Annotated in this window: 17 protein-coding genes; 9 read left to right on the top strand and 8 right to left on the bottom strand. The window is 65.9% G+C overall.

The genetic code is table 11. The features are described from left to right. From TX76_RS17735 to TX76_RS14865, 4 genes are all read right to left on the bottom strand, one after another. Positions 1 to 338: hypothetical protein (locus tag TX76_RS17735; RefSeq protein ID WP_154019099.1), on the bottom strand; the 338-nt coding region annotated here is incomplete at its 3' end. Between the two features lie 49 nt (positions 339 to 387). After that, the gene (locus TX76_RS14875; protein ID WP_049903512.1) at positions 388 to 1,587 is read right to left on the bottom strand and encodes a methionine adenosyltransferase; all 1,200 of its coding nucleotides are present in this window, start codon (positions 1,585 to 1,587) and stop codon (positions 388 to 390) included. A gap of 58 nt (positions 1,588 to 1,645) precedes the next feature. Then, a complete protein-coding gene (gene cyaB, locus TX76_RS14870) occupies positions 1,646 to 2,272 on the bottom strand; it encodes a class IV adenylate cyclase (RefSeq protein WP_049903511.1) in 627 nt (208 codons plus the stop codon). A 54-nt stretch (positions 2,273 to 2,326) separates the two neighbouring features. Continuing rightward, complete coding sequence (locus tag TX76_RS14865) at positions 2,327 to 2,572, bottom strand: amphi-Trp domain-containing protein (RefSeq protein WP_049903509.1); 246 nt, start codon at positions 2,570 to 2,572, stop codon at positions 2,327 to 2,329. A 128-nt stretch (positions 2,573 to 2,700) separates the two neighbouring features. Between TX76_RS14865 and TX76_RS14860 the strand changes: the two genes are divergently transcribed. Further along, positions 2,701 to 3,705 carry an FKBP-type peptidyl-prolyl cis-trans isomerase gene (locus TX76_RS14860; protein WP_049903508.1) on the top strand — a complete coding sequence of 335 codons (1,005 nt, stop codon included), beginning with the start codon at positions 2,701 to 2,703 and terminating at the stop codon, positions 3,703 to 3,705. 60 nt (positions 3,706 to 3,765) lie between these two features. Here the strand turns inward: TX76_RS14860 and TX76_RS14855 are convergent, their stop codons facing one another. Together TX76_RS14855 and TX76_RS14850 are read right to left on the bottom strand one after the other, a co-directional pair. Continuing rightward, positions 3,766 to 4,143 carry a response regulator gene (locus TX76_RS14855; protein ID WP_049903506.1) on the bottom strand — a complete coding sequence of 126 codons (378 nt, stop codon included), beginning with the start codon at positions 4,141 to 4,143 and terminating at the stop codon, positions 3,766 to 3,768. A 212-nt stretch (positions 4,144 to 4,355) separates the two neighbouring features. Continuing rightward, positions 4,356 to 4,982, bottom strand: coding sequence for an RAD55 family ATPase (locus tag TX76_RS14850; RefSeq protein WP_049903504.1), 627 nt, complete (start codon positions 4,980 to 4,982; stop codon positions 4,356 to 4,358). Positions 4,983 to 5,190: 208 nt separating this feature from the next. Between TX76_RS14850 and TX76_RS14845 the strand changes: the two genes are divergently transcribed. Continuing rightward, a complete protein-coding gene (locus TX76_RS14845; protein ID WP_049903503.1) occupies positions 5,191 to 6,447 on the top strand; it encodes an AI-2E family transporter in 1,257 nt (418 codons plus the stop codon). Positions 6,448 to 6,467: 20 nt separating this feature from the next. On the opposite strand, the gene TX76_RS14840 is transcribed toward TX76_RS14845, so the two are convergent. Continuing rightward, complete coding sequence (locus TX76_RS14840; protein ID WP_049903501.1) at positions 6,468 to 6,965, bottom strand: DUF1269 domain-containing protein; 498 nt, start codon at positions 6,963 to 6,965, stop codon at positions 6,468 to 6,470. A gap of 234 nt (positions 6,966 to 7,199) precedes the next feature. Between TX76_RS14840 and TX76_RS14835 the strand changes: the two genes are divergently transcribed. The 3 genes from TX76_RS14835 to TX76_RS14825 are packed head-to-tail and all read left to right on the top strand — an operon-like array spanning position 7,200 to position 9,467. After that, positions 7,200 to 7,802 carry a hypothetical protein gene (locus TX76_RS14835; RefSeq protein WP_049903499.1) on the top strand — a complete coding sequence of 201 codons (603 nt, stop codon included), beginning with the start codon at positions 7,200 to 7,202 and terminating at the stop codon, positions 7,800 to 7,802. Then, on the top strand, positions 7,799 to 8,464 hold the full coding sequence (locus TX76_RS14830; protein ID WP_049903497.1) for a hypothetical protein: 666 nt from the start codon (positions 7,799 to 7,801) through the stop codon (positions 8,462 to 8,464). Before TX76_RS14835 ends, TX76_RS14830 begins: the two co-directional genes overlap by 4 nt. A 7-nt stretch (positions 8,465 to 8,471) precedes the next feature. Beyond that, positions 8,472 to 9,467: a metal-dependent hydrolase gene (locus TX76_RS14825; RefSeq protein WP_049903495.1), complete on the top strand. Its 996-nt coding sequence runs from the start codon at positions 8,472 to 8,474 to the stop codon at positions 9,465 to 9,467. 29 nt (positions 9,468 to 9,496) lie between these two features. Here TX76_RS14825 and TX76_RS14820 read toward each other — a convergent pair whose 3' ends face one another. Next, positions 9,497 to 11,161, bottom strand: coding sequence for an MFS transporter (locus TX76_RS14820; protein WP_049903494.1), 1,665 nt, complete (start codon positions 11,159 to 11,161; stop codon positions 9,497 to 9,499). Between the two features lie 161 nt (positions 11,162 to 11,322). Between TX76_RS14820 and pyrB the strand changes: the two genes are divergently transcribed. From pyrB to TX76_RS14800, 4 genes are all read left to right on the top strand, one after another. Next, positions 11,323 to 12,291, top strand: a complete 969-nt coding sequence (pyrB, locus tag TX76_RS14815; protein ID WP_049903493.1) for an aspartate carbamoyltransferase — start codon at positions 11,323 to 11,325, stop codon at positions 12,289 to 12,291. After that, positions 12,288 to 12,755 carry an aspartate carbamoyltransferase regulatory subunit gene (pyrI, locus tag TX76_RS14810; protein WP_049903491.1) on the top strand — a complete coding sequence of 156 codons (468 nt, stop codon included), beginning with the start codon at positions 12,288 to 12,290 and terminating at the stop codon, positions 12,753 to 12,755. Before pyrB ends, pyrI begins: the two co-directional genes overlap by 4 nt. 280 nt (positions 12,756 to 13,035) lie before the next feature. Next, positions 13,036 to 13,242, top strand: coding sequence for a hypothetical protein (locus tag TX76_RS14805; protein ID WP_049903490.1), 207 nt, complete (start codon positions 13,036 to 13,038; stop codon positions 13,240 to 13,242). Positions 13,243 to 13,335: 93 nt separating this feature from the next. Then, the gene (locus TX76_RS14800) at positions 13,336 to 14,256 is read left to right on the top strand and encodes a bile acid:sodium symporter family protein (RefSeq protein ID WP_049903489.1); all 921 of its coding nucleotides are present in this window, start codon (positions 13,336 to 13,338) and stop codon (positions 14,254 to 14,256) included. The last annotated feature ends 31 nt before the right edge of the window (positions 14,257 to 14,287 follow it).

The raw sequence follows: 14,287 nt of genomic DNA, 5'->3' as shown, positions 1-14,287 counted from the left end.
TCCTGAGGTATGAGTTCCATCGTAGCATCGCGCCAGTATAGCTTTTTGATATTGTGCAACCCAAACAAAGATTCGATTGTTTGTAGCGTATTGTAAGCGTTGTCTCTGATTCCTTGTGGAATGCCTAACGAAATAACTCCAGGACTGTTCGGCCCGGCTTCTTCAATTCTGTTGTCGAGATCTTCTATTTCATTATCACTAAGCTCTCTTTCAATAGAGACTTCGGAAAGTAATCCCTGTTTAAATATCAACTTCGCATCAAAGCCATTGCATTCAAACTCCTTGTCTGTGGAATCTTGAACAAGCCCGTCAACAGTGGCGGTAAATCGAACGATCACATACTGCTGGTTAGCTTCAACACATAAAATAATTTTTGGAAAACAGGTGTTAGAACGTAGCGATCTCGCCGTCGACGGCCCGACGGGTCACGTCGCTGAGATCGCCAAGTTCGCGGTCGACGATCCGCCCGACTTCATTCTCGACATCGCCGACCGCGACGCCGGATTCGGTGCTGACGTGGACGTCGGCGACGTGGGGCTGATCGACCGGCTGGCCGATCCGACTCACGAGCCGGACCCGGAGATCGCGGATGCCGTCGACCTCGTCCACCACGCTTTCGGCAATCTCGGTCGAGAGCAGATTGTAGAGCTTCCCGATGTGGTTGACGGGATTTTTGCCCGAGGTGGCCTCCATCGACATCGACCGGTTCGGGGTGATGAGGCCGTTCGCCCGATTCCCCCGTCCCACCGAGCCGTCGTCGCCCTGCTCGGCCGAGGTCCCAGTGGTAGTAAGGTAGATCGAACCCTCGTCGTAGTCGTCGGCGGTGTTCACGCGGACGTCGACCTCGCGGTCGGTGTGCTCGCGCGCGAGATCGGTGACGTACTCGCGCACGCCGTCGACCGCGTCGGTGTACGCGTCCAGACTCTCGATATGGGCGTCGATCATCGCCGCCGCCACGGTGACGTCGATCCGGTCGCCCTCGCGTTTGCCCATCACCTTGATATCGGAGCCGAGTTCAGGGTTGTCGGTCGCGTACTCGCCGTTGAGACGGCGCTCGGTGTCCAAAACTATCTCCTCGGTCTCCGAGAGCGGCGCGTGGCCCACTCCGAAGCTCGTGTCGTTGGCCATCGGGACGCTGCCGTCGTCGAACACGTTCTGGAGGTCGCCGCTGCCCTCGCCGAGCTTCGCGTCGAGGATCACGTCGGTGCCGACGTCGAGGTGGGGAACGTGGGCGTCGAGGTACTGCCTGGCCGCCCGGAGCGCGATCGGCTCGGTCGGGATCGTCGTGCCCTCGTACTCGCTGGTCGCGCGCCCGACGATCAGGATGTAGATGGGTTCGATCACCTCGCCGCCGCCGAAGGCGGGCGCGGCGTTGCCCGCCACTAACTGAGTTTCGTCGGTGTTGTAGTGGAGGATCGTCCCCACCCGATCGAGATATGCGGCCGCGAGCGCGCGCGAGACGCTCTCGGCGATCCCGTCGCAGAGCGAGTCGGGATGGCCGATGCCCTTCCGCTCGACGATCTCGACGGTTTGGTCGTCGACTGCGGGCCGGTCGAGCGCCTCGACTCGGATGTTCCGTTCGGTCATGATCGGGGTTCGCGGCCGGCCGGTCTATAACTTACGGAAACTTTTGCGCACAGGAGGATTATCGCTGGTTATCGCCTCCGTCACGCTCGTTCTGCTCGTCCGCCGTCTCGCGCGCATCGAGCAGGAGGGCGAGATACGACGTTCGGAGCTGGTCGTCGGGATCGAGACCGAGGTCGGCGAGGCGTTCGCGTGCACCGTCGCGCGCGCGGTCGATTTCGGCCTCCGTTTCGACCGTTCGCTCGATCTCGACGAACTGTCCCACGTCCGTGACGCTATCGAGGGCCACCGTGTACTCTCCGAAAGCGAACCGTTCGCGGCGTTTCCGTACGCTCGCGGCGGGCGAGAATCCGAGGGCCTCGAAGATCGTCTCGGCCGCCTCGGAGTCGTCGACGACGGTTTCGGCTTCTTCGCGCGTCTTCGATGTCGTGTCGACGAGCGGTCCCTTGTAGGTGAGGTGGGTCGTGCTCTCCTCTGTGCTTTCCGCGTCCTCTGGGCTCTCCACGTTCTCTTCTTGCATCTCGTGGCGGAGTCTGAGCGCCTCGTCGGTTTCGGCGAACGATCGGTGGGGAGCGTCGTAGTACGTGTCGTCCTGCTCGACGACTCCGAGGCGCGTGGCTTCGCGGGCCACGAGCGTTTCCCGGACCGGTTCGTGGGCGGCACGGACCTTGAGTTCGACTTCGTACATTCGGTAGCCTCTGGCGGGTGCCACTCGACTCCGCTACATGAGCGCCGCGATGGACTACTCGTCGGCTTTCCAGCTCACGTCGATGCTGATCGATTCGCGTTTGTCGCCGATCATCGGCTCCCGTTCGCTCACTTCGACGTCGTAGTCGACCGTTTCGTCCGGGCTGAGCGTCACCGATTTGTTGCCGACGGCGACGTCGATTTCGCCTTCGGTTCCCCGCAGTTCGTTCGCTAGCGACTCCAGCTCCGCCGCGACATCCTCACGAGAGAGGGTCTGGCTCGCATTGGTGGTATCAGCCATGCCGTAGTGAACTCGTCTGAGTAGGATAAGGTCTCCGCCGCTCGTCGCCGGAGCGTTTCGGTTCGCCTGCTCGAAGCTCCTGAACACGAAACGTTGTTCTTAAACGTCGAACGGGTGTGAGTGCGCACATGACCGACGATCAGCCCGAGGCAGCCGAACCGAACGACGAGCCCAGCGATGCTGACACCGATGAAACCGAGGCCAGCGGCATCCAGGAGGGCGACTTCGTTCGCCTCGCGTACACCGCCCGCTCGGTCGAGAACGACCAGCTCGTCGACACCACCGATCAGGAAGTCGCCGAGGAAGAGGGCGTCGACGACCAGCAGCAGACCTTCGAGCCGCGCGTGATCGCGGTCGGTGCGGGGCACCTCTTCGACGCCGTCGAGGAGGATTTCATCGGCGGTGAGGCCGGCGACGCCGGCTCGGTGACCGTGCCCGCAGCCGAGGCGTTCGGCGAGTACGACGAGGAGGAGGTCCGGACGCTGAGTGCGGAGAAGATCCCCGAGGACGACCGCTACCCCGGCGGCCACGTCGACATCGATGGCGAGCACGGCCACGTCAACACCATCATCGGCGGGCGCGCACGCGTCGACTTCAACCACCCGCTCGCGGGCGAGGACGTCGAGTACGAGTACGAGGTGCTCGACACCGTCGACGACCGCATCGAGCGCGCCGAGGGAATGTTGGGGATGTACTTCGACGCCGACCTCGACATGCGGATCGAGGTCGACGAGGTCGAAGAGGAACGGATGGTCGAGCCAGACGAGGCAGCGGACGAGGGTGACGACGAGGACGAAGAGGCCGAACCCGAGTTCGAGACCGAGACCGTCGAGAAGGAGACCCTCTACATCGAGCAGTCCCCCCAGCTCCAGTTCGACCAGCAGTGGATGATGGGCAAGCAGCAGATCCTCGGCGACCTCATCGATCGGCTCGATCTCGACCGCGTGATCGTCGAGGAGGTCATCGACGGCTCCGGCGGGATGATGGGCGGCATGGGTGGCATGATGGGCGGTATGGGTGGCGGTGGCGGCGAGGAAGCCGATCTCGAAGCGATCGAAGAAGAGCTCGAAGACGCCGACGTCGACGCCGACGAGATCACCGAGGAGCTCGAAGGCGTCGAAACCGACGAGTAGTTCCCCGACGGCGTCACTTCTCCGCCGGTCCCGTCCCAGCCCGGAGCCGTTGGCTTCCCATCAATCCGACGCCAACGACCCGTCGAGAACGTGCTCCACGCAGTCGACGACCTCGTTCATCCGGAACGGCTTCTCGATGTGGTCGCTCACCTCGATCCCGTCGTCGATCTCCTCGCGCGACTCCGCCGCCGTCAACAGCACCACCGGCAGGGCGGCGTCGATCTCGTCCCGGATCCGATCGAGGACCTCGTGGCCGTCCATGTACGGCATCATGATGTCGAGCAACACGAGATCCGGCAGCGGCTCCGCTTCGAGATAGTCGAGACACTCGCGGCCGTTCGAACTCGTCGCGACCTCGAAGTCGTTCTTGCCGAGCTTGAACCGGAGCAGCTCGCGCATCCCCGCATCGTCGTCGACGATCAGGACTGTTTGCGTCATCTGTCTTCGGCGTTCGTTACACACGTCGACGCATCTACTATTAAACGCATCGATGGGACGTCAACGCATGGCTCCCGCCGGATGTCTTTCCGCCGTCGTCACACGATCGAGTCGCGCCCGCACCGACGTCTCATAGGGATCGTTGTGACTGTTTACCGGTAGTCGCCGATCGCGTGTCGGCGACATACCGAAATGACTCACAACGATCCCTATCAGGCGATGTCGCGGCTGGTGTCGATCTCGACGCTGTCGGTGAGCTGGAGCTTGAGGGTCTCGGTGAGCGCGCGCCCGCCGCGGAACTTGGGGACGGCGAGTCTGGTCTCGACTGACGCGCCGGCGGTGGTGGCCGTCAGCTGGAGGATCACGTCGGCCATGTGGCTGGTGGTGTCACGCAGCGCCGGCACGTTCCGCCCGTCGAGGCAGTGCAACACGGCGACGCTCTCGGTGTCGATGACGTGGAGGCGGAGCTGGGTCATGAACTCCTCGAAGCGCGAGCGCTCCTTGCGCTCGATCACGGTATGCGGATCCACGATCAGCGTCGCGCGCTCGGGGAGGTCGTGGAACAGCTCGATCGCGTGATCGACCCGTGACTCGGCGGCGACGTACTGGATCGTCGGGTCGCCGGTGTCGATCGCCGTCCGGCGGAGCCCGTCCGCGACCGCGAGCTCGGTTCGGTCGAGCGTGAGGTACAGCGTCTCGCGGGGGGCCATGAACTCGTAGAGCAGGAGTTCGGCCTGGCTCGCGGGCGGCGCGTTCAACGCGACGATGCTGCCGGTGGGGATGCCACCGCCGAGGCGCTGGTCGAGAAGTCCGATCCCGGTCGAGAGACGCGACGCCATTGGCTATTTTTCTCACGGACGCTGGATAAACCTTGTCTCGGCTGCCGATTCGATCTCTCCGCCGACGATCCGCGCGGCGTCCCGAGCACGTCGTTTCGTCTCTCGATACGCGTCGCTCGGTCGGCCGTAGCCACCTGACGTCGTCGTGCCGCTCTCACACACCACACGGTTAACCCCCCTCGTGCCGTGACCCCGTTCGAGTGGCAGAATGAAGGTCGCATTCGACGGCGAAATCGAGCGCGCGCGGGTCGCAGTGTGGCTCGCCACGGCCGTGCTCGCTGCCGCGATCGCGTACGTCGCGTGGCGGTACGTGGGGACCGTGGTGCTCGGCGTGTTCGTCTACTACGTGACGCGGCCGGTGTTCCAGCGTCTCGACGCGCGCCTCGGATCGCGGACGCTCGCGGTCGTGACCGCGCTCGTGACCGTCTCGCTCCCGGTCCTCGGCCTGGTGGGGTGGACGCTCGTCATCGCCGTCGGACAGCTCTCGCAGGCGCTCGGCGCGGACGCACTGGCCGGGCTCGATGGACTGGTGGGACCGTACGCCAGCGCAACGACTCTCGTGAACGGGTTCGAGGTGGCCGTTCGTCGCGTGCTGAACGACCCGAGCCAGCTGTTCGCGCTCGATCTGAACCGATTTCTCGCGCCCGTGATCGACGCCGTGGCCGCGTCGTTCGGGACGCTGGTCGACGTGGGGCTGCACCTGTTCATCGCGCTCGTCATCGCCTTCTACCTGCTTCGCGACGACTACCGCATCGCCCGGTGGGGCCGGGGCACGTTCGTGAGCGAGGGTGGCGTCACCGAGGCGTACTTCTCGGCGATCGACCGCGACCTCGAGAACGTCTACTTCGGGAACGTCCTGAACGCGCTCGCGACCGGCGTTCTCGGGGTCGTGGTGTACGTCACGCTCAACCTCTTCGCCCCCGAAACCGTCCGGGTGCCCGAACCGGTGCTCGTCGGGCTGTTGGTCGGGGCAGGAAGCCTCGTGCCCCTCATCGGGATGAAGATCGTCTGGGTGCCGCTCGCTGCACTGCTGTTCGTCGACGCGCTCGTCAGCGACCCGGAGACGCTCTGGTTCCCGACGGCGTTCGCGCTGGTGTCGGTAGCGATCGTCGACTACATCCCGGATCAACTGCTGCGTCCGTACGTCAGCGGCCGATCGCTCCACGTCGGTCTCGTGATGCTGGCCTACACGTTCGGCCCGCTGCTCTTCGGCTGGTACGGCATCTTCCTCGGCCCGCTGATCCTCGTCGTCGTGTTCGAGTTCGCGCGCACGCTCTTCCCGTGGGTCACCGCTGGCGATCGTTCAGCGAGTATCGGATCATCTCCTGTAGCTGTGGACGGACAGTCGGTGGCGGAGGGGGCGAGCGCACCGGAATCGGGATCGACGGTCGCGACTGACGAGACTGACGACATCGATGGCACGGACGGAGCCGTAGAGGACGGCGGTGTGACGCAGGACGAGTAACCGGAAAAATCGAGCCGCGATCAGGCGACGATGTCGTCGGCGGCGAACGCCTCGCGGAGGTTCTCCTCGTCCTCGGCCGAGAGGTTCGTCCGGAGCACGGTGGGATTGTACGATTCGATCTCCTCGATGACGCGGTCGGTCTGGGCGTCGACCACGAGGAGGAAGAGTGCGGAGTGGCCAGGCTCGATGGTCTCGCCGACCTCCTTGATGAAGTCGTCGTCGACACCGATGTCGGCGAACCGACCCGAGAGTGCGCCGGTGACCGCACCGACCGCCATCCCGAGGATCGGGGCGAAGAAGATGAGACCGATCAGCAGTCCCCAGAAGCTCCCGCCGAGCGCACCAGCGCCGACGAGGCTCTGAGCCTGCTTGACTTTCGGCTTGCCATCACCCTCTCGGACGACGACTGCTGCGTCGCCGAGCGTGATGAGCTCCTGTTTCTGGAGCTCGTTCAGCTTGTCTCTGACGTTCAGTGCGCCGTCTTCGTTGTCGAACGCGAGGACGATTAGCTCGTTCATGTGATCCGTTACCGTGTACGAATGGCCCCATGTTAAACCTATCTATTGGAGAATACTTCTCCATATATACTTCTATGGTGTCAGGCTTATCTCCCTACAGCACCTACCACCGGTTGGAGCCTCGGAACACCGAGGGAGGACGATAGCAATGAAACCGTTTCAACGACGGACGCGACCCCGCCTTCGATCGCGACGGCACGGACGACCATCCGTGACGATCACGGAGCACAGCCCATGAGTCAACGACTGCCCGAGGAGTGGTTCATCGAGGACGAGCGCACGAACGCCGCCATCGCGTGGCTGTTCGTGGCGGTCATCGCGGTGGCCGGCGTCGGGAACTTCCTCGCCGGCGAGCTGGTGACGGCGGTCGGTGCGGGCGTCGCGGTTGCGGTCGCCGCCGTCCCGGCGTGGGTCGAGCGGTCGTGGCAGCGCACCACCCCGTGGCCACTACTGGCACTCACCGTGCTCCCGTTCGCGCTGAACGCCGTCGGACTCCCCTTCCTCGCGGAGTTCGTCGGCGGGATCGCGGTCGCCACGCTCGCGCTGCTCGTGGTGGTCTGTCTCCAGTTGACCACGACGGTGCGGATGACGCCGGGCTTTGCGGTCTGGTTTGCGGTGATCGCGACCCTCGGCATCGCCGGGATCTGGGCCTTTGGCTCGTGGGTTTCGGCACAGTACCTCGGGACGGCCTTCTTCGAGACGAACACGGAGCTGATGCTGTTTTTCCTCACGACGTTCGTCGCCGGGCTCGTGGCCGCCGGCGTGTTCGTGTGGTACTTCCGGCGACGGCTGCGTGAGAACGCTCGAACACGGTCGACTACGAGGAGTGTGGCGTGAACATCCGTCGTCGGCTCGGGATCTCGCCCACGCGCCAGGCGCAGCTGGTGCGAGTGATGCAGCTGATCCTCGCGGCGATCGTCGCGCTCGCCGTGCTCTCCGGCGAGGTCGGGATCGTCACGAACGCCGGGATCGCGCTCTTGGTCACGTTCCTCCCGGCGCTGCTCGAACGCCGCTACACGCTCACGATGGACGCCGGGATCGTGCTCTGGATCACGACCGCGATGTTCCTCCACGCGATCGGGACGGTTCCGCTGCCGTTTTTCGACTTTTCGAGCGCGTACAGCTCGCTCTGGTGGTACGATCACGTCACCCACGCGCTGTCGTCCTCGCTTGTCGCCGGCGTGGCCTACGCGACGACGCGCGCCCTGGAGGAGCACACCGAGTACATCTCCATGCCGCCGGCGTTCACCTTCGTCTATCTGCTGCTGTTCATCGTCGCGTTCGGCGTGGTCTGGGAACTCCTCGAGTTCCTGATCGCCGAGTCCGCGGCCGCCTTCGGCACGGCACAGGTTCTCACCCAGTACGGTCTCGAGGACACCATGCTCGACCTCTTCTACGACATCGTCGGTGGCGTCCTCGTCGCGATCTTCGCGACGGCCCACCTCACGGACATCTCGGATCAGTTGGCGGCACGGCTCGACGCGCGCCAGGCACGATAGGACCACGATGTTCGTGGGCCACGCGATGGCCGGGTTCGCACTCGCGGCGGGCGGCGCGCGCCTCCTCGGCTGCTCGCGCGAACGCGCTCTAGCGATCGGCGCGAGCACCGCCGCGTTCGCCGCTGTTCCGGACGTCGACATCCTCTACGCACCGACGGGGCTGCTCGGGGCCGAGAGCGCGGCAGACGCGGCCGAGGGGTTCTGGGCGACCGGCAACGTGGTCCACCGCGCAGCGACCCACTCGCTGGTCGTCGCCACCGTCGCCGCCGTCGCGTTCTGGCTGTGGAGTCGCGCGAGCACGAGCCGGGAAGACGTGGACGGAAGCCGCGTCTCGGCGAGTGCCGAGCGAATCGCGGGCCTCGCGCTTCTCGGTGGTCTGATCGCCACCGTCGGGGTACTGAGCGGATGGCTCGCCGTGTTCGTGACGACGGCGTTCGTGGTGGCCGGCCTCCTCGTGACCGTGGCTGCCGTTCGGTTCGGCCACCTCTCACCGCCTGGCGTGTTCCTCAGCGCGCTCGTCGGCCTCGCGAGTCACCCGTTCGGGGACTTTTTCACCGGCTCGCCGCCGCAGCTGTTCTACCCGTTCGACGTCTCGCCCGTCGACGAACGGATCGTCCTCGCGGCCGATCCCACCGTCAACTTGCTCCTCTCCTTCTGGATCGAGCTCGCGACCGTCTGGTTCGGGGCGTTGGTCTACTGTGCGCTCACCAGGCGCGCGCTCCGGGCCTACGTCCATCGGTGGGCGGCGATCGGTCTCGTCTACGTGGCGGCCCCGGTCGTGGTGCCGTCCCCGACGGTGAGTTCGGCGTCTCCGTTCGTCTTCGGCGTGCTCGCCGTCGGTATCGTCGGCTCGCTCCCGCTGGTGTGGCGACGCGAGAGAAACGGTCGACGACGCGGTCGGCAGCTGCTCGACGCCGAAACGCTGCTCACCGCGATCCTCACCGGTCTCGCCGCGGTCACGGTCGCGTCGGTCGCGTACGCCGTAGGGTACGTCGTGCTGTAGCGAGTGGCCGTCGGCCATGGTCTGCCCGATCAATCGTCGGTATCGCTCGGCTTCGTGCCCGAGACTCGCCGTGGTCGTACTGTGGGAAGGAGACTCGCTGCGACGAGAGTGAGAAGGACGAACACCACGATGAGCAGCAACACCCTCCGTTGGGCGGTCTCCATCGCCGTCCGAACGACGTCGAGCAGTTGCTCGCGCGTCTCGGCAGGTAGCTGATCGACGAACGCCTCTTGCTGAGCCTGTGTCGTCGCGTCCACCCGATCTTCGAGCGCCACGACCAGCTGTCGTCGCTCGTCGCCGGAGACCGACGACCCCGTGGCGAACCGCGTCACGCCGTCGACGACGTTCCCGTAGAACCCGGCGAGCAGAAAGGAGCCGGTGACGGCGGTCCCGAAGGCGTAGCCGAGCTGGCTCAGCGAGTTGATGACGCCCGACGCCACCGAGGCCTCCGACGACGGGACCGCCGACATGGTGAGATCGACGAGCTGGCCCGTGAACAGCCCGAGACCGACACCGATCACCGCCATCGGCAGCACCATCTCGAGGAGCGTCAGATCGAGGTCGGTCAGCGCGACGAGGCCCAATAGTCCTGCGGCCATCAACACGAGCCCGCCCTGGACGATGTGCTTCGGCGCGACGTACGCGCGCCAGCCCGTCGAGATCGTGGCCACGAGCAGCGTCGCGACCGAGAACGGGAGGAGCGCGAGGCCGGTTTGAAACGCCGAGTAGCCGAGCGCCGACTGGAGGAAGACCGGCATCGAGAACATAAAGCCCGACAGGAAGAGCGACTCGGCGGCGAACGTGGCGATCCCGGCGGCGAACGTCCGGGTGCGGAGGACGCTCGGCGGAATCAGGAGGGGGCGACCCGCGCGTGCCTGGCGAGTCTCCCACTGGACGAACAGGGCGAGCAACGCCACGCCGACCGCGATCGACCAGATCGCGGGCGAGAACCCCAGTGGTTCGATCCGCACCCCGCTCACGACGAACGGGCGCAGCGGGCGCACCCAGCCGTAGCGCCCGGCGAGCAGAGTGCCACCGACGATCGTGACCACGCCGAGGATCGACAACACTGTGCCGCCGATGTCGATCGACACCTGCCGATCGCTCGGTTGCGAGTCGAGATAGCGGGTCAACGCGAGCACCACGAGCACGAGGCCGAGCTCGCCGAACAGGCCCCACCGCCAGGAGCCGAAGGTCGTGAGCACGCCGCCGATCATCGGGCCGATGGCGGTCCCGACCGCGGTCACGCCGCCGATCGCGCCGAAGGCCTTGGTGCGGGCGCTCCCCTCGTAGTTCTCGACGATGATCGAGTAGGTGAGCGGGAGCATGACCGCGGCGGCGATTCCCTCGATGATCGACCAGCCCACGAACAGCGTGAGCATGTTCGGGCTCGCCCCCGCGAGCAGCGTGCCGACGCTGTAGACGAGCAGCGAGATCACGAGGAGTCGTCTGGTGTCGACGACCGACCGGAGCGCCCCGCCGGGAACGATCAGCGCGGCCATCACGGTCGAGTACACCGCGATCGCCCCGTGCATCGCGTTCACCGTGGTGTCGAGGTCCGCCACAATCGAGGGCACGGCCACGTTCATCATCGTCGTGTCGAGAACGCCGAGAAACAGGGCCGTGCCGGCGACGATCGCCGGGGCCCAGAACCGGAACCCGGCCTCCGCGTTCCCCGACTCCGTGGTAGTCATTCTCGTCCGATACCCGCCGGGTGCTCAAAAAGCCCGTCGTTTGGCCGGCCCTGGCACCAGCCGCCGCTCGACCACCGTATCCACAGCTACAAGGTAATCGGCCGTCCGACTCGACACGAGAATGAGCCATCCAGTCGGGGAACGGAGGTGCCCCACGACCGATGCTCGATCGTAACCACGTCATCACCGCGAAGAACCTCTCGCGCGCCGACATCGAGACGGTGCTCGACCGTGCGGCCGCCATCGAGCGCGATCCTCCGGATCGAGAGCGCCACGCGGGGCGGCTGCTCGGCCTGTGCTTCTTCGAGCCGAGCACGCGCACGCGCATGAGTTTCGAGGCCGCGATCAAGCGCCTCGGCGGCGACGCCCTCGACATGGGACCGGTCGACTCCTCCAGCGCGACCAAAGGCGAGAGTCTCGCCGACACCGTGCGGGTGATCGCGGGGTACGCCGACGCGCTGGTGCTCCGCCATCCCAGCGAGGGCGCAGCGACGATGGCGAGCGAGTTCGTCGATGTTCCACTCTTGAACGCCGGCGACGGCGCGGGCCAGCATCCCACTCAGACCCTGCTCGACCTCTACACCATGCGCGAGAACGCGGGCGGGCTCACCGATCTCACGGTGGGGATCATGGGCGATCTGAAGTACGGCAGAACCGTACATTCGCTCGCGTACGCACTCACCAAGTTCGACGCCAGCCAGCACTTCGTGAGTCCGGAGAGTCTGCGGCTTCCCCGTTCCGTACGATACGACCTCCACGAGGCCGGCGCGCAGGTCCGCGAGCACGACGATCTCGACGAGGTCCTCGCCGAACTCGACGTGCTCTACGTCACCAGGATCCAGCGCGAGCGCTTCCCCGACGAGAGCGAGTACCGCGCGGTGGCGGGCGAGTACCGGATCGACGCCGCGACGATGGAGCGTGCCCGCGAGGAGTGTGTCGTGATGCACCCGCTCCCACGGGTCGACGAGATCGCCCCCGACGTCGACGCGACCCCCCATGCGAAATACTTCGAGCAGGCCCACAACGGCGTCCCGGTCCGGATGGCGCTGCTCGATCTGCTGCTCGACGACGCCGACAGTGGGGGGGCAGCGGGCGCTACCGACGACAGCGTGAACGGAGGGGAACGATGAGCGAGCGCGACGACCACGAGCTCCGGGTCAGCAAGATTCAGGACGGGACGGTGATCGATCACATCGCGGGCGGGCACGCGCCCGACGTGCTCGCGATCCTCGGGATCGACAGCTCGACCGACGAGGTCGTGAGCGTCGGCATGAACGTTCCCTCCGACCGGCTCGGCCACAAGGACGTCGTGAAGATCGAGGGCCGCGAGCTCAGCCAGGACGAGGTCGACGTGATCTCGCTGATCGCGCCCGCGGCGTCGATCAACATCATCCGGGAGTACGGCGTCGCGGAGAAACACCGGGTCGAGCGGCCGGACACCGTGGAGGGTGTCCTCTCGTGTCCGAACCACGACTGCATCTCCACCGAGGGCGAGCCCGTGGCGTCGCGCTTTGCGGTGCTCGACGACGGCGTGCGGTGTGCGTACTGCGAGACCCTCATCCGCGAGGACCTCGCCGAGCACATCAGCGTGTGAGGGGCGGATCGACCCGGCGATCACGCACTCGATCCGCGACGCGATGGCACAACGATTATATGCCGCTGTGCTGTCGTCCCGCGTGATGTCACGAAAACTCACCGCCGTGGTTGCCCTGCTCACGATCGCACTCGCCGTCGGCGTCGCGCTGCGTCGGTAGACTCACACGGCCGACGACGCCACCTCCCGTTTTCCGCGAGAGCGACGACGACAGTGATCCCCAGAGCGGCTTGCAGCAGCCACCCGAAGAACGAACCCGTGGCAGTGAGAGTGGTGGATCATGGCCGATCCTGGCGCTCGATTCGGGTTCGACTTCGTGACGACGCTCGTTGGATCGGGGCTCACCCTGTTAGTCACGGCGGGAATCGTGCGCTACGGCGATCGGTTCCAGTGGACGACCACCGAACTCTACGCCCTCGGCGGTGGGGGGTTGCTCGTCGTCGGGCTCCTGCTCGGGCTCCTGTTCGTGGCCACCGGTTCGAAGTAGGGAAACGATCGAGCCGCCCGCGTCGGTTCGACACCTGCACTGGATTCGACGGGATCAAACAGTAACTCCGCGTACGACAGCCGGAGTACATCGATGCCCCATCGTGTCGTGACGTGCGGTGCCGCACTCGTCGACGACTACCTGCTGGTGTGGGTGCTGCTCTCGGTCGGCGTGGGGATCGCTGTCCCGTCGGTGGCGACCCTCGCTCCGCTGACGACGCCGATTCTCGCGGTCATGATCGGCGCAGTCTCGCTGACGCTCGCCCCCGAACGGTTCCGCCGGCTCCGTGGACGGGCGCTGGTCGCGATTCTCGTCGCCCAGACCGGGATGGCGGTTCTCGGGCTCGCCGTCGCCCGTGGTCTCGGGCTCTCGCCCGCGCTCACGGCGGGGTTCGTGGTTCTCGGTGCGGTGACGCCCGAGCTCGTCACGCCGACGATGACCGAACTCGGTGGCGGCGACACCGCCCTCGCGACAGTCGTCCTCGTCGCAGCCGGCGTCGAGACGCTCGTGGTCGTTCCGGCCGCCGTTACGCTGTTCGTGGGGCGGTCGGTCGCCGTCGATCCGGTGGCGATCGTCGAACAGCTGGTGCTCGCCGTCGTTCTCCCGATGGGAACTGCCGTCGGGTGCAGGTATCGCTGGCCCGATCGCATCGGTGCGTACGACGATCTCTATCCCTCGGTATCGGGATTCATGGTGATTCTCGTCATCGGTATCGTAACGGCGGCGAACGCGTCACTGATCCGCAACGGTGGTGGGGTCCTCGCAGTCGTCGCCGTCGGCGCGCTCGTGCTCAACGGCGGCGGGTACGCGGTCGGATGGCTCGTGGGCCGGTGGTTCACCCGCGAGGAGCGCATCGCGGCGGTGCTGTCGGTGGGGATGCGGGACTTCGCCGTCGCCGCCGCGCTCCTCGTCGGTGCGGGGTTCCCGGCCGCGGCCACGCTCCCCGCGGTCGTGTTCGGCATCGTCGAGATGACGACCAGCGCCGGGCTCGCGCGATGGTTTCGTCGTGGATGATCGTTCGAGCGAACCGCTTACCCTCTCTCGG

It is taken from the genome of Halococcus agarilyticus, assembly GCF_000334895.1.
In the GTDB taxonomy this organism is placed as follows: domain Archaea; phylum Halobacteriota; class Halobacteria; order Halobacteriales; family Halococcaceae; genus Halococcus; species Halococcus agarilyticus.
This window is presented reverse-complemented; position numbering and strand designations above follow the sequence as displayed.